At 69.3% G+C, this 20,934-nt stretch carries 19 protein-coding genes; 12 read left to right on the top strand and 7 right to left on the bottom strand.

The window, feature by feature from the left end:
* Window positions 1–25: 25 nt before the first annotated feature.
* Together AB0B89_RS04320 and AB0B89_RS04315 are read right to left on the bottom strand one after the other, a co-directional pair.
* Entirely contained in the window at window positions 26–922 is an 897-nt protein-coding gene (locus AB0B89_RS04320) for a hypothetical protein (protein ID WP_358547907.1), read from the bottom strand.
* 13 nt (window positions 923–935) lie between these two features.
* On the bottom strand, window positions 936–1,760 hold the full coding sequence (locus AB0B89_RS04315) for an aspartyl/asparaginyl beta-hydroxylase domain-containing protein (protein ID WP_358547904.1): 825 nt from the start codon (window positions 1,758–1,760) through the stop codon (window positions 936–938).
* A gap of 1,060 nt (window positions 1,761–2,820) precedes the next feature.
* Between AB0B89_RS04315 and AB0B89_RS04310 the strand changes: the two genes are divergently transcribed.
* The 6 genes from AB0B89_RS04310 to AB0B89_RS04285 all read left to right on the top strand — a co-directional run bounded on the left by AB0B89_RS04310 (window position 2,821) and on the right by AB0B89_RS04285 (window position 8,173).
* Complete coding sequence (locus AB0B89_RS04310; RefSeq protein ID WP_358547902.1) at window positions 2,821–4,119, top strand: helix-turn-helix domain-containing protein; 1,299 nt, start codon at window positions 2,821–2,823, stop codon at window positions 4,117–4,119.
* On the top strand, window positions 4,104–4,811 hold the full coding sequence (locus tag AB0B89_RS04305) for a creatininase family protein (protein WP_358547900.1): 708 nt from the start codon (window positions 4,104–4,106) through the stop codon (window positions 4,809–4,811). The genes AB0B89_RS04310 and AB0B89_RS04305 overlap by 16 nt, the downstream gene beginning before the upstream one ends.
* A gap of 159 nt (window positions 4,812–4,970) precedes the next feature.
* On the top strand, window positions 4,971–5,759 hold the full coding sequence (locus tag AB0B89_RS04300; protein ID WP_358547897.1) for a transposase family protein: 789 nt from the start codon (window positions 4,971–4,973) through the stop codon (window positions 5,757–5,759).
* Window positions 5,756–6,061 (top strand): hypothetical protein, encoded by a 306-nt coding sequence (locus AB0B89_RS04295; protein ID WP_358547894.1) that lies wholly within the window; start codon window positions 5,756–5,758, stop codon window positions 6,059–6,061. The genes AB0B89_RS04300 and AB0B89_RS04295 overlap by 4 nt, the downstream gene beginning before the upstream one ends.
* A 130-nt stretch (window positions 6,062–6,191) precedes the next feature.
* On the top strand, window positions 6,192–6,680 hold the full coding sequence (locus tag AB0B89_RS04290) for a hypothetical protein (protein ID WP_358547891.1): 489 nt from the start codon (window positions 6,192–6,194) through the stop codon (window positions 6,678–6,680).
* Between the two features lie 377 nt (window positions 6,681–7,057).
* The gene (locus AB0B89_RS04285) at window positions 7,058–8,173 is read left to right on the top strand and encodes a lipase (protein ID WP_358547889.1); all 1,116 of its coding nucleotides are present in this window, start codon (window positions 7,058–7,060) and stop codon (window positions 8,171–8,173) included.
* Here AB0B89_RS04285 and AB0B89_RS04280 read toward each other — a convergent pair.
* Both AB0B89_RS04280 and AB0B89_RS04275 read right to left on the bottom strand, forming a co-directional pair.
* Window positions 8,138–8,836 carry a response regulator transcription factor gene (locus AB0B89_RS04280; RefSeq protein WP_358547942.1) on the bottom strand — a complete coding sequence of 233 codons (699 nt, stop codon included), beginning with the start codon at window positions 8,834–8,836 and terminating at the stop codon, window positions 8,138–8,140. The two genes, AB0B89_RS04285 and AB0B89_RS04280, sit on opposite strands and share 36 nt — an antisense overlap.
* A 2-nt stretch (window positions 8,837–8,838) precedes the next feature.
* Window positions 8,839–9,954, bottom strand: a complete 1,116-nt coding sequence (locus AB0B89_RS04275) for a histidine kinase (RefSeq protein WP_358547886.1) — start codon at window positions 9,952–9,954, stop codon at window positions 8,839–8,841.
* Between the two features lie 220 nt (window positions 9,955–10,174).
* Between AB0B89_RS04275 and AB0B89_RS04270 the strand changes: the two genes are divergently transcribed.
* Window positions 10,175–11,119, top strand: coding sequence for an acyltransferase domain-containing protein (locus AB0B89_RS04270; protein ID WP_358547884.1), 945 nt, complete (start codon window positions 10,175–10,177; stop codon window positions 11,117–11,119).
* Window positions 11,120–11,485: 366 nt separating this feature from the next.
* Entirely contained in the window at window positions 11,486–12,952 is a 1,467-nt protein-coding gene (locus AB0B89_RS04265; protein WP_358547881.1) for a DUF1996 domain-containing protein, read from the top strand.
* Window positions 12,953–13,120: 168 nt separating this feature from the next.
* On the opposite strand, the gene AB0B89_RS04260 is transcribed toward AB0B89_RS04265, so the two are convergent.
* Both AB0B89_RS04260 and AB0B89_RS04255 read right to left on the bottom strand, forming a co-directional pair.
* Window positions 13,121–13,780 (bottom strand): response regulator transcription factor, encoded by a 660-nt coding sequence (locus AB0B89_RS04260; protein WP_358547878.1) that lies wholly within the window; start codon window positions 13,778–13,780, stop codon window positions 13,121–13,123.
* Window positions 13,781–14,370: 590 nt separating this feature from the next.
* Window positions 14,371–15,534, bottom strand: a complete 1,164-nt coding sequence (locus AB0B89_RS04255) for a lactate 2-monooxygenase (protein ID WP_358547876.1) — start codon at window positions 15,532–15,534, stop codon at window positions 14,371–14,373.
* Window positions 15,535–15,748: 214 nt separating this feature from the next.
* Between AB0B89_RS04255 and AB0B89_RS04250 the strand changes: the two genes are divergently transcribed.
* From AB0B89_RS04250 to AB0B89_RS04240, 3 genes are read left to right on the top strand one after another with little or no spacing between them, the layout of a single operon-like run.
* Window positions 15,749–16,621: a carotenoid biosynthesis protein gene (locus AB0B89_RS04250; protein ID WP_358547873.1), complete on the top strand. Its 873-nt coding sequence runs from the start codon at window positions 15,749–15,751 to the stop codon at window positions 16,619–16,621.
* Window positions 16,609–18,171 (top strand): phytoene desaturase family protein, encoded by a 1,563-nt coding sequence (crtI, locus tag AB0B89_RS04245; RefSeq protein ID WP_358547871.1) that lies wholly within the window; start codon window positions 16,609–16,611, stop codon window positions 18,169–18,171. The genes AB0B89_RS04250 and crtI overlap by 13 nt, the downstream gene beginning before the upstream one ends.
* On the top strand, window positions 18,101–19,387 hold the full coding sequence (locus AB0B89_RS04240; RefSeq protein ID WP_358547869.1) for a glycosyltransferase family 2 protein: 1,287 nt from the start codon (window positions 18,101–18,103) through the stop codon (window positions 19,385–19,387). The genes crtI and AB0B89_RS04240 overlap by 71 nt, the downstream gene beginning before the upstream one ends.
* Here the strand turns inward: AB0B89_RS04240 and AB0B89_RS04235 are convergent.
* On the bottom strand, window positions 19,338–20,009 hold the full coding sequence (locus AB0B89_RS04235; RefSeq protein WP_358547867.1) for a glycerol-3-phosphate acyltransferase: 672 nt from the start codon (window positions 20,007–20,009) through the stop codon (window positions 19,338–19,340). The two genes, AB0B89_RS04240 and AB0B89_RS04235, sit on opposite strands and share 50 nt — an antisense overlap.
* Before the next feature lie 49 nt (window positions 20,010–20,058).
* Between AB0B89_RS04235 and AB0B89_RS04230 the strand changes: the two genes are divergently transcribed.
* Window positions 20,059–20,799 (top strand): spheroidene monooxygenase, encoded by a 741-nt coding sequence (locus AB0B89_RS04230; RefSeq protein ID WP_358547864.1) that lies wholly within the window; start codon window positions 20,059–20,061, stop codon window positions 20,797–20,799.
* The last annotated feature ends 135 nt before the right edge of the window (window positions 20,800–20,934 follow it).

The raw sequence follows: 20,934 nt of genomic DNA, 5'->3' as shown, positions 1-20,934 counted from the left end.
TGACAACGGTATCGCCTGAGCCGGCTCAGCCGAGGTCGAGGTCGAGGTCGAGGTCGAGGTGGTAGCGGTAGGCGTCGAGGGCCGGGCCCAGCGCCGCCATCATGTCCGGTACGGTGCGGCGGGCGAGGGTCAGGATGCGTTCCAGGGACTCGGCCAGGGAACGCATGGTCGGCACGGGCGGGCTGGTGATGAGCGCGTCCAACTGGGCCAGGCACCAGCGGCCGATCGGTGTGCGGCCGATCTCGGTGTCGAGGTGGTACCAGCCGTACTGGGCCCGATCAGGGGTGAGCGCGGTGCGGATCAGGCTGCGGGCAGCGGTGTGGAGCATGTGAGTCTCGGCGTAGGCCATGAACTGCTGGCCTCGCAAGATGCGCTTGTGGATCATCCAGGTGAGCACGAGCGTCTCCACGAAGAGCTGCTCGCAGGTGGGCGCTGCGGCGAGACGGTCGGCGACGAACGCCGCGGCGGCCCCGTCGGGTAGTCGGTCACCGCCGTACGGCGCGGTGTAGATGGCGCGGCCCCTGGTGACCGCGCCGATGTGGTCGATGCGGTCGGCCGGGGCGAGGTACAGGTCCAGCTGGCAGAGTTTGCCGTCGTGCTCTATCAGGTGGACGTAGCCGAGCCCGCCCATGCTGGGCACGATGGTGTCGCTCCAGCCGGGCAGGATCGCGCGCAGCTGGGTGGCGGCCAGAGCATGATGGGCGCCCACGAACTCGGAGAAGGTCGGCGGGTGGATGCCGACTACGAGGTCCACGTCCGACAAGCGGTCGGAGTCACCGCTGGCGAAGGAGCCGCGAACGAGCAGGTCCGTGACGGCGGGGCTGCCGGCCAGCAGGCCGGAGACGCGCTCAAGGATCGCGATCTGGGCGGGCCGGTTGACCAGCACGAGATCATCAATGGCGGCGTCGAGAATCGCGGACATGGGACGGTCCTCCCTATGAGGCGGTGCCGAGCAAGATGGATTTCCGGTGGCGCCACTGTTGGGCGGTGGCGGTGTCGCCGAGTGTGGCGTGCAGGTCGTGGAGCAGGTCGTAGACCTGTCCCTCGCTCGACTCGTGGGTGAAGTAGAGCTGCAACAGGTATTGCTCCGCCGCGTCGTGGTATCCGAGCCGAGCCAGGGTCAGGGCCTGCGTGACCTGCTGGTGGGCCAGCGCGTCGGTCAGAGGTGGCAGCGGCCGTACGGCGTCGTCGGGAAGGTGCCGGGTGTTGGTCAGCTCGGCCAGTTCTTGGCTGGAGTAGCAGTCCAGGATCAGGTGCAGCCGGGGTGGACCGTACCGGTTGCACGCGCCGTGCGCGTGAGTTGGGGTGAGCCGCCACAGCCGACCCGTGGACAGGTGTACGGCCGAGCCGCCTACGACCAGGTAGGCCGCGCTGCTGGTGACCAGGGGGATGTGGAGCCGGTGTCGCTCGACGGACTTCAGCTCGCCGTAGTCGCGGTGCTCCCAAAGGAACGACCCGGGCTCCAAACGGGCGATGCGGGCCCACATGTAGCGGAGGCCGAGGTCGGACAGGAGCTGACGGGTGGTCGGCATCGCGGCCAGCAGGTCGGTCGCGACCGGTTCGCAGTCGGTGATGGTCACGTCCGTGGCGGTACCGGTCTGGTTCAGAAGCGACAGCGTGCCCCAGCCGCCGGACTGGTATTCGCCGTACTCGGTGACCCAGCCGTCGGGGATGGTCAGCGTCTCGTGGCGGACGCGATCAAGCAGGTCGGGGTCGATGGTCTCGACGCAGGCGACTTGCTGTACCAGCGGGGTTGTCATGGAGGGTTCTCCGTTCTTCTCGAGGTGACAGGGGTCAATCGCGACGCCGGTGCTCCTGCCAAGCCAGCACCAGGCACGCGACCACGAAGGACCCGACCAGGACCAGCGCGGCTACTTCGCCCGTCGACATGAACGAACTGCGAGCTCGGCAAGAGTGCCGGCGCCCAAGACGTCGGAGATGCCGAACCTCTCCGCTGGGGCCGAGCCGCGAATGGCTCCGGTAGGCGATCCAGCCTGCCGATGAAGGGATCTGCCTGGTGCGGCCTGGAGCAGCGGACCCAAAGGGCGCTCATAGGGCCGTCTGCCAGTCCCGGGCCCGGCCTACCAGGAAGGCCAGCGCTTCGGCTCCCTCGTTGACCGGGAACACGAAATGGAGGTCATCGTCCATCGGGCGAACACAGTAGGCCGGCCCACTGTGCCCCCGGACGATCGTCACCGTCGCCCGCAGTCGGCAGTCCGCTCCTCGGATCTCCAGTTCGGGAGGCATGTGGCTGGGCGCCGTGTATTGGTTGAAGCGCAAGTGGAGCCGTATGACCCTGACCTCACGGCCATAGACGCCATGCGTCTTGAGTGCGTCATTGAGCCCACCGAGCAGCGCACCATAATGTGCCGCAGTGGACTGAGGTACGGGCTCACATGTGATCGACACGGGGTCGGCTCCCTTCGCACGGTTGATCGGGTACGGAACCGTCATGCCGGTACTTCGACACCGTTGAAGGACTGGAAGAGAGGACCTTCGCCGGGCAGCCAGGCGCAATTCGGGTGCCGCGCGATTAACCTGGGTGAAGAGCGATCCTGCCTTTCGGTTGGCCGGGCAGTTTCGTTGACTTCGCTCCTCGTCGACAGGCATGGCATCAGAATGAGTAAGCGACGCAGCGAAACCCATCCCGTGCTGGTATCCAGAGAAGGAAGGCTGGTATCCCGTGACGCGATAGAGCGTCGGTGTATATCGTCAGAAATGCCCTGCGGATACTGATTCGGCCGGAGAGGAAGTCACCGCATGCCCGTTGGCTCGGCAGGCCCCGTCATGGTCCCCGTCTCCGTCTGGCAGCTACCAGCGATGCTCGCCGCCCTGCGTGTACGCGACATAGGGCATGTCTTCCGCCTGGTACGCCAATACGCCGGGATGAGTCAGACGGCTATCGGTAGCGCGACAGGTCTCAGCCAGGGAAAAGTCAGTGAAATCATGAAAGGGGGCGTCCAGGTGACCAGGCTGGACGTCTTCGAGCGGATCGCCGGCGGCCTGGGCATGCCGGACGCCGCACGTACCGCGCTTGGACTTGCCCCTGACTTCTCCGATACGCCACCTTCCGGCCACCCTGTCGGCGCTTCACCGGATGATCTTTCCGGCCAAGAACCGCCGGCCAGTACGGGCGCGATGGCGCAGCAGCTCAGCTTGGGAGGTCTCACCAGCGCTACAACTCCACCCATCGTGGCCGGACTCCGTCGCATTCTCACTGCGCAGATCGAGGCGGAGGCGATGATGGGGCCGCGGCTGCTCATCAGAGGCGTCCATGGGCAGGTACCCATCATCGAACGAATATGCCAAGTAGCCAAGGGGGCCGATCGGGCCGAGGCACTCGACATCGGCAGCGAGTTCCTCGAATTCTTCGGTTGGCTCCACCAGGATTCCGGCAACTTCCTGGAAGCCATGATTTGGACCAACAAGGCCCTGGACTACGCGATGGAGGCTGGGGACCAGCATGTCATCTCGTATATCCTCATGCGCAAGAGCAACATCGCGGCAGAGTCGGGCGACCATGCTCACGGGCTAGGTTTGGCGAATGCGGCCTTGTCCAAGTCCAGCGTTCTGACTCCACGCCTCAGGGCCGTAGTACTACGGGCTCGCGCGAACGCCCATGCGCATCTCGGCGAGCTAGGTAGATTCACCGAAGACTCCGAGACCGCACTCGCCGAGGCCACGGCAGGCATCAATCAGGAGGAGACCGACCGTGCCCCGTACTGCACGCCCTCGTATATCGAAATGGAAGCGGGCGCATCCTGGGTACTACTCGGACGCGCCTCCCAAGCCCTGCCGATGTTCGAGGACAGCCGGTCCCGATGGGCGGACCCAGGTCAGGTCCGTGACCGGGCTCTGTGCCTGGCGCGCCTCGCGACCGCGCATGCCGTGGCCGACCACCCGGAGCAAGCCTGTCAGGCAACCGATGACGCCATCGCGCTGACCCATGTACTTGGTTCGGGCCGGGTGCTGTCGCAGCTCAAGGCCCTCCGCCGCTGTTTGAGCAGATGGTCCAACCACCACGATGTGGCAGACTCGATCGCAAGGTTGGACATCGTGACCAGTGCGTCTCAATCTTCGCCGTCCACGCCGGAAGGAACCTGGTGGACCACCTGCTGACCACAGCGACCACGACGGACGAACGAGACCGCAGTGCGTCAATGGCGATTCTCCCGATTGGCAGCTTCGAACAGCACGGCAGCTATCTTCCTCTCACCACGGACACGGTTGTCGCGTCCGTCATCGCACGAGAGCTGGCCGGCGCCTATCGTGTCCTTCTTCTTCCTCCCGTGACCATTTCCTGTTCGCACGAACATACTGAGTGGCCCGGCACTGTAAGCATTTCAGCGCAGACGCTCTATTCGATAGTCAGCGATGTCTACGACTCAGTGACCCGTAGTGGAATCGCGACTCTCGTGCTCGTGAACGGGCATGGCGGTAATTACGTCCTCAGCAATGTCGTGCAGGAAGCCAACGCCAAGGGTCGGAGCATGGCGTTGTTCCCCGCGAAGGAAGACTGGAACGAGGCCAGAGCCGCAGCCCAACTCTCGTCGTCCATGCACGAGGACATGCATGCGGGAGAGCTTGAGACCTCCATTCTGCTGTATGCCTATCCAGACCTGGTACGCGATGGATACGAGTCAGCTGACTGGACGGCAGGCGACAGGCGCCATCTACTGACGTCCGGGATGCAGGCGTACACCACAAGCGGGGTCGTCGGGCGCCCGTCTCTGGGCACGGCGGACAAAGGCAAGGCCGTAATCGAGTCGCTCACTCGTAGCTTTTCCGGGGTCGTTCGTCTTTTCGATTAATGCTGGGCATCGCACCACTCATGTCTTGCGCTACAGGCCGCTTTGCGGGCTCTTCGATCTTGAGGGGGAAGTTCCTGGGCGTGGCCTGACAGGCGAGAGCCCGTAGCCCCGTAACACTGGCTGTTGATCAAGGACAGTTAGTGACGGGGGCCACGGGCTGTGAACGACAGTACTTCGATCCTGTTCGGCATGCCGGAAATAGCGGTGGTGGACGTCGAACGCGTCGCCGATGTCGATGGGAAACCGGGACGGCTGGTGCATATCGAACGTCCCGAGGAATGGGCGGCCTGCCCCGACTGCGGGGTCATCTTCACCTCGGTACGGCAACGGCGCACCACCCGTCCGCGAGACCTTCCCTACGGCGAGGAGCCGATCGGGCTGCGCTGGCGCAAACGGCAGTTCGCCTGCGCCGAGCAGTTGTGCCCGCGTAAGGCGTTCACCGAGTCGGTCGCGGAGATCCCGCCACGAGCCCGGGTGACGGGCCGGCTGTGCCGGACGGTGGCTCGCCAGGTCGTCTCGGGCCGGTCGGTCGCGGCCGTCAGCGCCGAGTACCGGCTGGGCTGGCCGCTGGTGCACCGCCACTTCGCCGCCTGCGCCGATGCCGTCCTGGTCGAGCCCGAACCGCCCCGAGTGCTGGGCATCGACGAGACCCGCCGGGGCAGACCCAAGTGGCTCACCGACCAGGTGACCGGGACCTGGATGCGAACCGAGCGGTTCGAGACCAACTTCGTCGACGTGTCCGGGACCGGAGGGCCGGACGCGGTCGCGCTCGCCCCGCGACAGCGCCGCGGGGTGCGGCTCGCGGGGTGGCCGGGCGTGCCGGAGCGGTGCTGCTGCGGTTCTTGCGGTACCAACTGGCCTGGGGCACCCCAGCCGCCTCGCACGCCTTGCGCCGCCCCAGCAGCACGGTCAGCTTCTCAATCGCCTCGGCTTGGGCGGCGTCGATGACTTCCCTCACCGCTCGCCCCGACTACGACGCCCACCTGTACCTGACCGACGGGAGCACCCATCGGGTGATGCTTCGCCTGCCCCGAACGCTCCTCGACCTGACCAGCGAGGACGAGGCGGGTGAATGGGTAGGGGACGAGGAGGAGTCGCTCTCGTCCATCGTCGGCGTACGTGCCGAACTCGCCGAGGGGGACCTGAGGCCGCTCTACCTGGCCTGGCTGTCGGCCTACGGCGTATGGGAACGCGGCGAGGACGCCTTCGACGACGAGGATGAGGGGCAAGGCAGGCGGTCCGGGCCGTGAAAGTCAGCGGCCGTTCCGGCCGGGGGCCGAGGGGCGGAAAGATCGTTGACCGGACGTGCCGGGAAATTTATCGTCGGTGGTGCGACGCCCGATCACGAGCGTCCCGCCGTCACTCGACACGGAGGCACTGATGTCCCGGAAGCTTTCAGCCCGGCTCGTCCCCCTGGCGGTCGCCGCCGTGCTCACCGCCGCGTCGGCGCCTGCCTTCGCCGACGTGGTCGACCCCGCGCCGATCGGCCCCAACCAGTACTTCTCCGGCCTGGTGAACGAGCAGTCGGCCGGATCGATCATCAGGATGGCCTGCTTCGGCCCGGTTCACCCCGGCCAGACCGGACATCCCATGGCCGGTCAGACGGTCGAGGTCCGCTCCGTCCCCTCGGGTTCGACCACCGGTGCGGGGTACACGGGCAGCGCGGCCAGCATGATCGGCGTCTCCTTCAGGAGCGCCTCCACCGCCACGACGCCTATCGTCCTGCGCTACTACGGTAGGGCCGCCGAGATCCCCACCTCGCTGAACCTGCCCTGTTATGGCAGCGGCGTCCTGGAATTCCTGCCCACGCCCTCAAGCCCCACCGCCCGCCCCGCGACGGTCAGCGTCAACTTCGTCGGCCAGCCCTGACCTTCTCCTCGTGGTGCCGGCGCCTCGGCAGCGGGCGCCGGCGGAGAGATCGGTGCGGAGTAGGAGGATGAGGCGTTCTCCCTGACGGCCCGGCCCTCGGCGGCCCGCTCCTGGCCACCGGAGTGATCGGCGAAGCTTCAGGCGTCTTCCGCAACCTTCCCTGAAGAGGACCCCGCAGGAACAACGCCAAGCGGCGGCCAGCGAGCTGGTTCCAGGCCGACCCGGGGCGACGTCCGTACTTCGCATCCCGGCGCGGACCCGGGTCCGGAACTAGCTCCGGGGGTGGAGTCGGGCTCGGGAGCTACCTTCCCGGGTTGAGCGGAAGGTCGTGCCGGCGACCGAGGCCGCGGCCGGTTGCGGCCGACATCGTGAAAGGTATGAAACGAGCTCTCCTTCTGGCGTTCGCGCTGGTCCTGCCGGTTGCCTCCTGTGGCGCCCCGGCGGCCGTACCGGCGCAGCGCCTGATGATCCCCTCACCGACGGGGCCGCATCCCGTGGGAACCGTGTCCGTACACCTGGTCGACCAGTCGCGCCAGAACCCCTGGACCAAGGCGGGCGGCAAGCGTGAGCTGATGGTCAGCCTGTGGTATCCGGCGAAGGATGTGCGGAACCACAAGGTCGCTCCTTGGCTGCCCAAGGCGGCCGCCGACCGATACCTGGAGGACAACGGGCTGGAGCGTGGTTCCGTTCTGCTGGACACGACCGACGGTCACGAGGGCGCCCCCATCGACCAGAGCCTCGGCAGGTTGCCGGTGATCCTCTACTCCCCCGGCGCCAACGCCTCACGCGCGTACGGCACCGGCGTCGTGGAGGAACTGGCCAGCCGAGGCTACGTGGTGGTCACCATCGACCACCCCTATGACGCGGCGGTGGTCGAGTTCCCCGATGGCAGGGTGGAGACCGGGCCTGAGGTGACCGACTTCGCCAAGGCGGTCGAGGTCCGGGTGGCGGACGTGCGGTTCGTCCTGGACCAGTTGCCCACGCTGGACACGGCACACGTCTTCGATCTTCAGCGGATCGGCATGTTCGGCCATTCGCTCGGGGGTGCGGCGACCTCCTCGGCGATGTACGCCGACAAACGCATCAGGGCCGGGCTGGGCCTGGACGGCGCCGTGTTCGGCAAGGTGGCGCAGTCGGGGCTCGACCGGCCCTACCTGGTGGTCGACACCGAAGGAAAGGGCGGGATGTCGACCAATCCGGCGTTGCGCACGTTCTGGGACGGCCTGCGCGGCTGGCGGCTCAACCTCACACTCAAGGGGGCGGCCCACAACTCCTTCGGCGACGACGCCCTCCTGATCCCGATGGCGGCCAAACCGCTGGGCCTCAGCAAGGCCGAGCTAGAGGAGGTCGTCGGCACGATCCCGGCCGAGCGGGCGCTGGCCTTCCAGAAGGCGTACCCGGTGGCCTTCTTCGACCTGCACCTGCGCGGGCGGAAGGAGCCGCTGCTGGACGGACCGTCACCCGCCTTCCCCGAGGTCGGCTACCGGCGCTGAACCGGCCGTGACCACTCCGCTCTCATAGGCGGCGATGACCAGCTGGGCCCGGTCGTGGACGTCGAGCTTGGCCAGCAGGCTGCGGATGTGCGTCTTGACGGTGGCCAGGCCGAGGCCGAGCCGCTCGGCGATCCGCGGGTTGGTCAGCCCCCTGGCCACCAGCACGAGCACCTCACGCTCCCGGGTGGAGACCTGGGCGAGCCTGGCCGCCAACGCCCCGGGGACACCGGCCGGCTCGCGCCTGGCGAACTCCTCGATGAGCCGCATGGTGATGGAGGGAGCCAGCAGGGCTTGGCCATCCGCCACCACCCGCAACGCCGTCAGCAGGTCGCCCGGCCTGGTGTCCTTCAGCAGGAATCCGCTGGCGCCCGCGCGCAACGCGGCGTAGACGTACTCGTCGAGGTCGAAGGTGGTGAGCATCACCACCTTGACCGCGGCGGTGGCCGGGTCGGTCCTGATCAGCTCGGTGGCCTTGATCCCGTCGAGGTCGGGCATCCGTACGTCCATGAGCACGAGGTCGGGGCGAAGGCGTCCGGCGAGCTCCACCGCCTCCCGCCCGGTAGCCGCCTCGCCCACGGCCGTCAGGTCGGGCACCGAGTCGATGAGCATGCGCAGCCCGGCCCGCAGAAGCGCCTGGTCGTCGGCGACCAGCACCGTGGACACGCTCACCGCTCTCCTTTCCAGGGCAACCGAGCACGCACGGCGAAGCCGCCCCCGGGCTCCGGGCCCGCTGAGAAGGTTCCGCCGTTCATGGTCACCCGCTCTCTCATTCCGGCCAAGCCGTGACCGTCGCTCCAGCCGGGCGTCTCTCCCCTCCCGTTGTCGATCACCTCGACCACGAGTTCCCGTCGGCCGTACGTGCTGACGGCGACGCGGCAGCGCGTAGGGCCCGCATGCTTGATCACGTTGGTGAGCGACTCCTGGACCAGGCGGTAGACGACGAAGGCGAGCCCGTCGGTGATGGTCAGGCCAGGCTCGACGTACAGGTTCACGTCCACCTCGGCCGAGGCGGCTCCGGCGACGAGCCCGGGTAGCGCGGCCAGCCCGTAGGACGTCTCGCGGTCGGCCGGGTCGTCGCGGAGCAGGCCGAGCAGCCGCCGTAGGTCGGCCTGTGCGTTCCTGCTGGTGTCCTCGATGAGTGCGAGCGCTTCGCGCGCCTCGGCCGGGTGGGTGTCGGCGACATGGTTGGCGATGCCGGCGCGCATGGAGATCAGGCTCATGCTGTGCGCGACGATGTCGTGCACCTCGCGAGCCATCCGCAGCCGCTCCGCCGTGGCCGCGGCCTGGGCGGACTGGACGACCGCACGCGCCGCGTGCGCGCGCTGCTCCCGGACCGCGACGCCGACGGTCCAGGCGAGACCGAGCACCAACCAGGCGAAACCGCACGCCGACAGCGCCGAGCCCCACGAGGCCGAGGCGACGGCCTGACCCGCCGCGGTGAGCGTCAGGGCGGCTGACAACGCGAGCGCCGCGAGCCGCCGCGGTTCGAGGAGAGCGACGGCGTGCAAGGCCACCGCCAGCGCCGGGTACGCCTCCGCCCACCCGGTGAGCGGCGCGACCGTCGTCGCCGCCAGGACCACCAGGAACACCGGCACCGGCCACAACCGCCGCACCGCGAGCGGCAGGCAGGCGACGGCGATCAGCGGGATCGTGGCGTGCTGCGCCTGCAGCCAGGCCGCCGCGCCGAAGGCGGTGACGAGCACGACGGCGGCGACCGCGTCGACTGCCACCCAGTGGCCTGGCCGGAGCCTGCGCACGATCAGGGGACGCCGCTCGACCATGGGCTCAACACTAGCCCCGCTGGTCATCATCCATCTCCGCACCAGCCCTTCGTGTACGAGCCCTGCGGCTGAGGGCGCTGCCGGCTCCGGCGGAACACCCATGCCATCCCGGCACGCGGGAGCCGGTAGCGGTCTACTTGGTGACCCTGCTCGCGGTCCTCTCGCGCCGAGGAGAGCAGAGACCAACAAAGCAGGACACGAGGTACGTAGGATCGTCCGCGTGGATCTGGACGACACCGCCGCCCGGCTCGGGGTACCCGTCGAGGACGTCGAGCGCGTGCACCGGCTCGCCGGGGACCGGCCGTCGGCTCCGCTGCCGGCCAAGGCCGACGCGCCCGCGATGCTCGACCGGCTCTCGGTACGGCCGGACGACGCCGCCGAGATCATGGCGGGCTGGCCCGACCCCGGCTCTCCACTGTGGACTCCGGAGCTGCGTTGGCTGCTCGACCGCTCGATCGCCTTGGTCCGCGCCGATCTCGGGGGTCACGGCTGGCTGTCGCCCGGTCCGGAGCTGCCGCGCGAACGGGGCCCCGCCTGGCGGCATCTCTACGTGTACGCGTACCTGGCCCTGGTCGAGGTCGTCACGGGGTACCACCGCGACCATGGCATCGCCGACGCCGTGTCGTGGGGGACCCTCGCGGACCTGGGCCGCAACCTCGCGATCGACCGGCGGATGCGGCGCGAGGGCTGGCCGGTCATGCAGAGCTGGCTGACGCTGCACGCGCGCGGCGGCGTCTACGAGCTGGGCCGGATGCAGCACCAGCGCGGCGACACCGCCATCGACCTGCACATCCCCGATTCGGGACCGATGACCCCGGAGGCGGTCACGGCGTCGCTGGACGAGGCCCGCGCGTTCTTCCCGCGCCACTTTCCCGGCGAGCGCTACACGGCGTTCGCCTGCGGCTCGTGGCTGCTCGACCCGCAACTGCGGGAGTACCTTCCCGAGGACTCCAACATCGTCCGGTTCCAGCGGAGGTTCGAGCTGGAGCCCTACGAGGAGCCGGAAGGGCTGGACGCCGATGTCGAGGTGCTGCGGTTCGCGTTTCGCACCCTGACCACGCCGCTCGACCAGCTGCCGCGCCGTACCGTGCTCCAGCGCGCGATCGTCGACCACCTGAAGGCCGGCCGCCACTGGCACTGGCGCCGCGGCCGCTTCCCGATCTAGCCGGGCCGAGACATCCACAGATCTGCCTCACGATCAATGAGACGTGACTTCATCGATTCGTCTCACCGATTCTGAGGTACCGCAGTTCAAGTGGGTCTCATAGTCGATGGGCGGCCTCTGAAAGCCTTCCTGGCGGGCCCGCTGAAAGCGCTATCCGGCGGGACTTTTGACTCATGTGCTGACACAGCGTGGCAATTATCGTGAAACTCATCTGTAATGGTCGTTCGAGTGACATCGGATCGGGCGTCGCCGGTGTCCAGGCCGCCTCTCCGGCAGTGACGGTCCCCCGATGTGTCCGTGTGGGAACGCCGGCGGATGGCCAGGCCCGGTCCGCCGACCCCACGCGCACGCAGTCAGGAGGAATCCATGCCAGAAGGCATCGGAACACCGCGCCAGATCGAGCCCCCACGGTCGCGGTACGCGGTCACGGCGATACGGCGCCGCGCACGCCGGCGATCGGTCAACGTGCTCATCAGCGGCGCGGCGGCCGTCGCACTCGCGCTGGTCGCCGTCATCGTGACGCCCATGGCGAACGCGGCCACCCAGGATCTGACGGTCCAGGCGGAGTCGTTCGCCGCGCAGTCCGGCGCGCAGGTCGAGCCGACAGTCGACACGGGAGGCGGTCAGGCCGTCGGCTATCTCTCCGGCGGTGACTGGATGCGGTACGACGGCGTCGACCTCGGCACCGCCGGCCCGCTGACGGTCTCGGCGAGAGTCGCGTCCGCGGTCGCCGGCGGATCGGGCACGATCGAGTTGCGCACCGGGTCGCTGACGGGGCCGATCCTCGCCCAGTTCGCCGTCACGGGGACGGGGGGCTGGCAGTCCTGGGTCACCCAGACCGCGACCGCCGCCACCACCCATCCCACTGGCGCGCAGACGCTCTTCGCCGTCATGCGGGCCACCGCCGGTTCCGGCGACTTCGTGAACATCAACTGGTTCGCGTTCAGCGGCGGGGGCACCGCCACCCCCACTCCCACTCCCGGGTGGATCACCATCGACCAGGCAAAGTGGAACGCTCAGCTCGCCGCGTTCCGGGCGATGCCGATGGACCCGGCGCCCGCCAATGCCGTGCGAGTCCCGGAGTTCAACGCGTCGTGCACCTACAGTCACTCCAAGCCCGACGACCCGATCATCTTCCCGGGGCTGCCAGGCGCGTCGCACATGCACAGCTTCTTCGGCAACCACAGCACCGACGCGAACACGACGACCGGCACCCTGTTCGCCAACACCGGCACAAGCTGCGCGCCCGCCCCGGCGGACCTGTCGGCGTACTGGGTCCCCACCGTGTACGAGCGCGGCAAGGCGGTCGAGCCCAAGAGTGTCGTCGTGTACTACGGCTCGCGCCTGACGGACCCGACGGCGACGGTGCCCTTCCCCCAGGGCTTCCGCATGATCGCCGGCAACGCCAAGCTCCAGACGCCCACTCCTGCCGGGTCGGTCAACCAGTTCTACTGCGCCGGCCCCGGCGGTGAGATCGGCCGTAGCGCCGACGGCAACTGGCCGCTGTGCGCCCCGGGTGCCACCCTGATGTTCCAGCTGGTGTTCCAGGACTGCTGGGACGGCGTCCACCTCGACAGCCCCGATCACAAGTCGCACGTCTCCTACACCTACGACGGCAAGTGCGGCGGCGCGTTCCCGGTCGCCATCCCGTCGATCTCGTTCGTCATCGCCTACCCGACCAGCGGGAGCGCCGACGGCTTCACCCTGGCCTCGGGGATGGCCTCTTCCATGCACGGCGACGTGTTCCTCGCCTGGGACAACGACGCCCAAGGCCACCGGGTCAAGAACTGCGTCGTCCAGAAGGCCAAGTGCAACACCGCCGGTCAGTTCTGATCCTTCCCGGAGATCCGCACGCGGCGTGAACGGTCGCCGCTCCCCCGGCGCACTGACGTGGCCCTGGCATCGATGCCAGGGCCACCTGCCTGTGGGTACGTTCGGGATCGCCCGCGTCGAAGGGCAAGCCGATCATCGCGGGCGCTCTCGGCTGAACTGCCCGCAGGGCTACGTGTGACCGATCCACCGCAGGACAGCCTCTATACGGCTGTTCACGCCCAGCTTGGCGAAGATGTGGTGGAGGTGGTTCTTCACGGTCTTCTCGGTGAGCAGCAATCGGTGGGCGATGGCAGCGTTGGACAGTCCTTCGGACAGCAGCGCAAGGACGTCCTGTTCGCGTTGGGTGAGCGCGTAGCGGGATCGGGCTTCTCGGCGTCGCTCGGCGAGGTCGTGCTGGGCCTGTTCCTGGGCGCCGTGGTCGCGGACGGTCGCGGTGGCGACGGCCGCGGCGACGGGCGACAGCCATCCGTGGCCCGCGGCGACGGCGATGATCGCGCGCCGCAGTTCACCGGGGTCGAACTCGCCGTGGACCAGGTAACCGCGAGCCCCGTCGCGCAGCATCCGAGCGATGAGCTCCGGGTCGGCGTCGACGGTGAGAGCAAGGACACTGGTGTGCCTGCTCAACTCGCCGAGCACGGACAGGCCGTCGGCGATCGGCGTCCGGGGGTCGAGCAGGGTCACGGTCGGCTGGACGAATTGGGCGATGGCGACCGCTTCTCGGCCGTCGGCGGCCTCGCCGATGACCCGTACGTCGTCGGTGGCGTCGAGGAAGCCGCGCAACGCCGAACGGACGCTGGGGTTGTCGTCGACGACCAGCACGCCGATCATGACGGGCTCCCGGCGAGCATCGGGGATGCATGGCGCACCGCGACCGAAGTGCCCAGACGGGACCGATGCACTGCTTCTCCTCGAAATGGGAGGCACCCTGCCAGGACTGCGACGCGAGGAGGGAGAGAGCGCTCTCCCGGTTGAAGGGTGCATCCGCGTTAGATCACCTGTCAACACTTCTCGCGAAGAAGAACTGATCCGCTGAGGAACCGTTCAGGCTTGGTCAATCGCCGGGCTGTATGCGCCACTCGTCATCGCCGCGACCGTCTACGTCGACATCAGCACGCGCCAACCAGGGAGCCAAGGTCTGGAGGCGATGGTGCTGTTCGCGGTCACCGCTCCGATCTCGCTGGTCTTGCTCCAGCTGCCTCGTCGGTCTACTCAGTCCAGAGCTCGTGCTTGCGGTGCTCACCGCCGGTGGACTCATCCAGGCGTGGATCCTGTGGATGATCGTGCGCGGGCACCCCGAGGACACACCTCTCGCGAGATGATCACCGTAACTGGGCTACAGCATCACATCCGCCTACCCGGCCGGCTGGGCGTCACGTGGCACACCCGTCACGTGACGCACGGGTGGGACGGTGCGAGAACTAGCCGGATGCCAGTAGGTCGGGGATCAGGTCTGTGGGGCGGGTGGTGCCGGTTAGGGCCATGGCTATTTCTAGTTCGGCCAGGAGGCAGCGGATGACGTGGCGGACGCCGGACTCTCCGGCGAGGGCGAGGCCGTAGGCGTACGGACGGGCGAGCAGGACGGCCTGGGCGCCCAGGGCCAGGGCCTTGATGACGTCGGGGCCCGTGCGGATGCCGCTGTCGAACAGCACCGTGGTCCGGTCTCCGACGGCTTCGACCACGCCGGGCAGCGCGTCCAGGGAGCCGATCGCGCCGTCGACCTGCCGGCCGCCGTGGTTGGAGACGACGACGCCGTCCATGCCCGCGTCCACGGCCCGTAACGCGTCGTCGGGGTGCTGGATGCCCTTGAGCACGATCGGGCCGTCCCAGTGGTCCCTCAGGAATGCCAGGTCGTCCCAGCTGAGTGAGGGGTCTCCGAAGGTGGTCGCCCAGCGCAGGATCGCGGCGTCCCGGTTGGAGTCGTCGATCGCGCCGCCGACCGCCTTCTGGAACGCGGGATCGGTGAAGTAGTTGGCGACGCCGATGCCGCGCAGGAACGGCAGGTACGCCTTGTCGAGGTCGCGCGGACGCCAGCCGAGGGTGTGCGTGTCCAGCGTGACGACCAGGGCCGTGTAGCCGGAGGCCTTCGCGCGCGCGAGGAAGCTCGCCACGACGTCGCGGTCCTTGGACCAGTAGAGCTGGAACCACCGGGGCCCGTCGCCGTTCGCCTCGGCGACCTCCTCCATGGAGTACGAGGCCGCGGTGCTCAGCACCATCGGAACCCCCTGCGCCGCCGCGGCCCGTGCGACGGCCAGCTCGCCGTCGGGGTGCACGATCGTCAGGACGCCGATCGGGCCCAGCAGCACCGGGGAGGGCAGCGTCTGCCCGAACAGCTCGACCGACAGGTCCCGTACGGCCACGTCACGCAGCATGCGGGGCACGATGCGCCTGCGTTCGAATGCCTCACGGTTGGCCCGCGCCGTCGACTCGGTCCCTGCGGAGCCGGTGACGTAACCGTAAGCCTCGGGGGCGATCCGCTGTTGCGCGACGCGTTCGAGGGTGGTGAGGTCTGTGGGCAGTTCCGGCAGCACGTCACCGAGCCCGTTCAGGTAGATCTCGTTCTGGAAGTCGGCGAGCGAACCCATGATCACCCTTCTACCGGATCACATCCGATGCCAGCACCTTCTAGACGATCATTCTAGCAAGCCGGGCCGCCTGATTGGGTTGTTCTGATCTTGATTCCACCGGTTGAGCACCGCTCTCTTTTAAGTCCCGCGTCGCCCGGTGCGCGCTTCGCCCAGGCTCGTGTACGAGGCGGGCGGATGCATCTGATGTCGGACGCTCTTCGAATGAGTGGGTGTGGAAGAGGCCATAGGCGACCGGCGTGAGACCGGTGGGGTGAGAGGGGTTCCGGCCGCGCGGCTGCGATCCAACGGGTTCACCGTGGCCGGGGCGGTGTTCCTGGTCGCGATGGTGGCCGCCCAGGTGACATCGGGTCTTCAGCCGCGTCCGGTCCAGCTCACCAGCGTGGTCGTCCTGCTGCTGGCGGTCGGTGCTGTGGCATTCGCCGCGGCGGTCCATGGCCTTCCGCGGGCCGTCACGGCGTTCGCGCTGGTGGTGGCGGTCGGGTACGCGGCCGAGTCGATCGGCATCAGGACCGGGATCCCCTTCGGCCCGTACAGGTACACGGACGTGCTGTGGCCCCAACTGGGCGGAGTGCCGGTGATCGTGGCGCTGGCCTGGGGCGGCATGGGGCTCGCGGCCCACGCGGTGGCCGTGATGGTCGCCCCCGGTAACCCTCGGACCTCGCCCACCCCGGAAACCCCAGGCCCCACGATCCCGCCGGCAGCGCCGGCTCGGATGAACCTCGGAGCGCCGGCCCGGATAGCAGTGGGAGCGCTGGCCCTGACCTCCTGGGACCTGTTCCTTGATCCGCAGATGCTCCGGCTCGGGCTGTGGGCATGGGATGAGCCGGGCCCCTACCGTGGGGTACCGGTCAGCAATTTCGTGGGCTGGGTGATCGTCTCGCTGGTGGTCATGACCCTGCTCGACAAGATCTTGCACGAGGCAGGGAACGCCGGGCTGGTGGCCGTCTACGCGGTGATGGCCGTTATGGAGACGGTCGGGTTCGCGGTCGTGTTCGAGCCGCCCGATCTGCTCGTCGCCTCCGCCGGGGGGGCGTGCATGGGACTGTTCGCATTGCTCGCGTGGAGGCGTCGATGGTTGAGGTGATCGTGGTCGGCGGGGGTGTGGGTGGGATGGTCTCCGCCCTGCTGCTCGCGCGGGACGGCCACCGGGTGCGGCTGTACGAGCGGCTCCCCAGGCTGGGCGGGAAGCTCGCCGAGCACCACCGGGACGGCTTCACCTTCTCCCTCGGCCCCTCGCTGCTCACCCTGCCTGACGTTTTCGCGGATCTCGGTCTGCGGCTCGACACCGTCGAGCTGGACGAGCTGTGCCGGTACCGCTTCTCCGACGGCTCCGAACTGCGGGCGTACCGCGACCCCGAGCGGATGGCCGCCGAGGTGGAGCGGCTCGCGCCCGGAGAGGGCGCCAACTGGCGGGCCTTCCACCGCTGGGCTCAGGGCTGCTGGGATGCCTCGCAGCGCGCCTTCTTCACCGGCCCGCTCCTGCGACGGCCCACCGCCGGTGCGCCCCGGCTGTCCGACCTGCTGGCCGTCGCCCCGGGGCGTACGCTCGACGGCCTGGCACGCCGTTACTTCCAGGACCCCCGGCTGCGCCAGTACGTCGGCCGTTACGCCACCTATGCCGGATCCAGCCCGTACGAGGCGCCCGCCGCGCTGGGGTGCATACCAGCGATCGAACACGGCCACGGCGGCTGGTACGTACCCTGTGGTATGCCGCGCATCGCCGACGCCCTGGCCGCGCTGCTGGAGAAGGCCGGCGTGGAGGTCCACCTGGACGCCGAGGTGGACGGGGTGCTCGCCGATGGAGCGCGGGTTCACGGGGTGCGACTGGCGTCCGGCGGTGAGAGGGTACGGGCCGACGTGGTGATCGCCAACACCGACGCGGCGGCGCTGTACGGGCGGCTGCTGCCCGACCGGCCCCGCCTGCGCCGCATCGCCGGCCTGGGCCTGTCGTCCTCGGCGTTCCTGCTGCTGGCAGGGGTGGACGGGAGAACCGAGGGACTCCCCCACCACTCCGTCGTCTTCTCGGCCGACTACGAGCGGGAGTTCGCCGACATCTTCGACCGTCGCAGGCCCCCGGAGGATCCGACCGTGTACATCGGCTGCTCGGCGGTGGACGATCCGTCGCAGGCCCCGGCGGGCGCGGAGAACTGGGTGATGCTGGTCAACGTCCCCGCCCGGGACCCCGGCCGGTGGCCGATGTCCCCGGAGGCATACCGCGATCTCGTGCTCGAACGCCTGGCGAGCCGTGGCCATGACCTGTCGGGGCGGCTGCGGTTCGTCGACCTGTTCACCCCCGCCGACCTGCGCGACCGCTACGGCGCGTGGGGAGGGGCGATCTACGGCACGCCCTACCGCGGCATGCTGGCCCCGTTCCGCAGGCCGGGCAATCGCGGCCCCCGGCGCGGCCTGTACCTGGTGGGCGGTTCGGCGCATCCCGGCGGCGGCCTGCCGCTAGTGGCCATGGGCGGCCGCATCGTCGCCTCCCTCGTCAACGAGGACTTTCGCAGGGAAACCACCTCCCTGAACTCGCTGGAGAAGCTGGAGAAGCTGGAGAAGATGCCCGATGAGAGTGCTCAGCATCGCGCAGGGTGTGGCCGCGCTTGTGGCGGGGGTACGGCTGGCGCGGGGTCGTGACCGGCTGCCTCCGCTCGGCCGCACGACCGCACCGTCCGTACCGTCCCCGGCCGCACAGGCCGCACCAGTCGGGAGGTCGATCTCCGTCGTCATTCCCGCGCGGAACGAGGAGGGCCGCATCGCCCCCTGCGTGACCGCCGCGCTCGCCGACCCGTCCGTGGCCGAGGTGATCGTCGTGGACGACGAGTCCACCGATGGTACGGCCCGCCTGGCCGCCGGGCTCGGTGCGCGGGTCCTCGCGGGCGAGCCGCTGCCGGACGGCTGGATCGGCAAGCAGTGGGCCCTCCACCAGGGGCTCTACGCGGCGGCCTCCGAGATCGTGGTCACCCTCGACGCGGACACGCGTCCGCGACCAGGCCTGTTCAGCGCACTGGCCTCGGCGCTGGACGGCTGCGATCTGCTGAGCCTCGGTCCCCGTTTCGTCTGCGACGGCCCCGCCGAGCAGGCCCTGCACGCGTCCTTCCTCGCGACACTGGTCTACCGGTTCGGGCCGATAGGCTCCCGCGTGCTCCCGGCCCCGCACCGGGTGGTGGCCAACGGGCAGTGCATGGCCTTCCGCCGGGAGGCGATGCTGGCGGCCGACGGCTTCGCGCGGGTCCGCGGGCACATGACGGACGACGTGGCGCTGGCCCGGACCCTGGCGGGCGACGGCTGGGCCGTGCGTTTCCTGGACGCCGGTGACCTGCTGGCGGTCGACATGCACGAGTCCACGGCCGACGTGTGGCGCGAGTGGGGACGAACGCTGGCGATGCCGGACGTCACCGATCCCGTACGGCTGGCGGGCGACCTCGCCGTGGTGTGGCTCACCACCGCTCTTCCCGTGCTGCGGCTGGCCGTGGGGCGACCCACAGGGCTCGACCTCGGGTTGCTCGCCACGAGGCTTCTGCTGACCGGGGCGCTGCGCGGCAGCTACACCCGGCCGGGGCTCGGCGTGCTCCTGTCCCCGCTGCTGGACCCGGTCACGGCCGTACGGCTGACGCAGGCGAGCCTGCGGCCGGTGCGCACCTGGCGGGGGCGCACGTACCCGAAGCGCGCGAAGACCGGGACGTACTCGAAGCGCACGAAGGCCGGGACGTACTCGAAGCGCACGAAGGCCGGGACGTACCCTGAGCGGGCGAAGGCCGGGACGTACCCTGAGCGCACGAGCACCGGGACGGGTCCGAACGTCAGGAGTGGCGGCCCGCCAGAGCCGCCTGCCCGAAACGCAGACCGATGAGGCACATCAGCGCGCCGGTCGCGGCCACGTACGCCACGGGCGTGAAGAACAACTGCAGGATCGGGACGCTGAACACCCCGGCCCGCGCGCCGATCGCGAACGACCGTGTGAGCAGGGCCGTCACGATCAGGAGGGCCACGGCGAGCAGGAACGCCGGCGGGCAGATGACGGCGACGCCCCCGGCGAACGCCAGGATCGAGCGCCCGCCCCGGAACCCCGCGAACACCGGCCAGGCGTGGCCGATCATCGCGGCGGCCACCGCCGCGTACACGGGTACGACACTCGCCCCCGCCACCGCCGCGTACACGGGCGTGACGCTCGCTCCCGTCACAGCCGCGAACCCGGTGGTGTGGGCGCCTCCGCCGAGCAGTCCCGCGAACCCGGTGGTGTGGGCGCCGCTGGCGAGTAGGGCGAGCAGACCCGCGAACGTCCCCTTGAGGGTGTCGCCCGCGAAGACGGGCACGGCGGCCCGTGAGCCGAGCCGCTCCTTCATGTTCCAGAAGCCGGGGTTGCGGTCGCCCACGTCACGGGGGTCGAACCCGTGGGCACGGGCGACCAGTACCGCGACCGGCACCGAGCCGAGCAGGTAGCCGCCGATGACCGCGACGAGCACGGGAACCATCGCTTCGTTTCACCTCATCAGATACGTCGATATGGGAGGCATGCGGTATATGGCCTTCGACCGGCCGGTGTTGCACCATACCGAGGGGCTGCTGTTCTGGCGGCTGCTGGGCACCGGCCGGGGTACGTCCATGAGCCTCGGGGCCGACCTGAGCCGCTGGGCGATGCTGGCGGTTTGGCGCGACGAGCCGTCGCTGGAGGAGTTCATGGACCGCTCGCCGATCGCGGCCCGCTGGCGCGGCGAGTCCCTGGAGGCATGGCACGTACGGCTGAGACCGCTGACGTCCCGCGGAAGCTGGGGCGGCACAGAGCCATTCGGTCCCATCGACCAGACACAAAGCCGCGGGCCGGTCGAGGTCCCGCTCAGCGGATCGGACAGCCACGAGCCGATGACAGCTCCACCCAGCAGAGCCGACACCCACGAGCCGATGACGACTCCACCCAGCAGAGCCGACAGCCGTGGGCCGGTAGCGGTGGTGACCAGGGCTTCGATCCGGGTGGGGCGGCTGGCCGCGTTCTACCGCTCGGTTGCGGCGGTGGATCGTGACCTGCGGGAGCAGGACGGCTGCCTGGCCTCGGTCGGTGTCGGAGAGTGGCCGCTGGCCCGGCAGGCCACGTTCTCCCTGTGGCGCGACGCCGCCGCCGTACGGTCCTTCGCCTACCGGGGTGCCGCCCACCGCCAGGTGATCGGTCGCGTGCGGGACGAAGGCTGGTACTCCGAGGAGCTGTTCGCCCGGTTCGCCCCCTATGGCAGCGAGGGCACGTGGGACGGGGCCGACCCTCTCGGCTGAGGCGCGGCGCCACGAGTCAGGTCGAAGCCGCAGGCCCGCACCTCGGGAACCCGTGCCATCCCCCTCGGGTGAGGGGAGCCACGGGTCCAGGCGCGCGGTTCGGGAACCCGTGCCATCGTGGCCGGGGTGGTCGGG

It is taken from the genome of Sphaerisporangium sp. NPDC049002 (genome assembly GCF_040649355.1).
Taxonomy (GTDB): Bacteria; Actinomycetota; Actinomycetes; order Streptosporangiales; family Streptosporangiaceae; genus Sphaerisporangium.
Note: the sequence above shows the minus strand (reverse complement) of the source record. Positions and strands in the feature narration are given on the sequence as shown.

Excerpts from the sequence above, each read along its gene's own strand:
- AB0B89_RS04260 (WP_358547878.1), bottom strand. The coding sequence starts at position 13,780 with ATGATCGGCGTGCTGGTCGTCGACGACAACCCCAGCGTCCGTTCGGCG.
- AB0B89_RS04315 (WP_358547904.1), bottom strand. The coding sequence starts at position 1,760 with ATGACAACCCCGCTGGTACAGCAAGTCGCCTGCGTCGAGACCATCGAC.
- AB0B89_RS04285 (WP_358547889.1), top strand. The coding sequence starts at position 7,058 with ATGAAACGAGCTCTCCTTCTGGCGTTCGCGCTGGTCCTGCCGGTTGCC.
- AB0B89_RS04235 (WP_358547867.1), bottom strand. The coding sequence starts at position 20,009 with ATGGTTCCCGTGCTCGTCGCGGTCATCGGCGGCTACCTGCTCGGCTCG.
- AB0B89_RS04290 (WP_358547891.1), top strand. The coding sequence starts at position 6,192 with ATGTCCCGGAAGCTTTCAGCCCGGCTCGTCCCCCTGGCGGTCGCCGCC.
- AB0B89_RS04320 (WP_358547907.1), bottom strand. The coding sequence starts at position 922 with ATGTCCGCGATTCTCGACGCCGCCATTGATGATCTCGTGCTGGTCAAC.
- AB0B89_RS04275 (WP_358547886.1), bottom strand. The coding sequence starts at position 9,954 with ATGGTCGAGCGGCGTCCCCTGATCGTGCGCAGGCTCCGGCCAGGCCAC.
- AB0B89_RS04230 (WP_358547864.1), top strand. The coding sequence starts at position 20,059 with ATGGCCTTCGACCGGCCGGTGTTGCACCATACCGAGGGGCTGCTGTTC.
- crtI (WP_358547871.1), top strand. The coding sequence starts at position 16,609 with ATGGTTGAGGTGATCGTGGTCGGCGGGGGTGTGGGTGGGATGGTCTCC.
- AB0B89_RS04295 (WP_358547894.1), top strand. The coding sequence starts at position 5,756 with ATGACTTCCCTCACCGCTCGCCCCGACTACGACGCCCACCTGTACCTG.
- AB0B89_RS04240 (WP_358547869.1), top strand. The coding sequence starts at position 18,101 with ATGAGAGTGCTCAGCATCGCGCAGGGTGTGGCCGCGCTTGTGGCGGGG.
- AB0B89_RS04310 (WP_358547902.1), top strand. The coding sequence starts at position 2,821 with ATGCTCGCCGCCCTGCGTGTACGCGACATAGGGCATGTCTTCCGCCTG.
- AB0B89_RS04265 (WP_358547881.1), top strand. The coding sequence starts at position 11,486 with ATGCCAGAAGGCATCGGAACACCGCGCCAGATCGAGCCCCCACGGTCG.
- AB0B89_RS04255 (WP_358547876.1), bottom strand. The coding sequence starts at position 15,534 with ATGGGTTCGCTCGCCGACTTCCAGAACGAGATCTACCTGAACGGGCTC.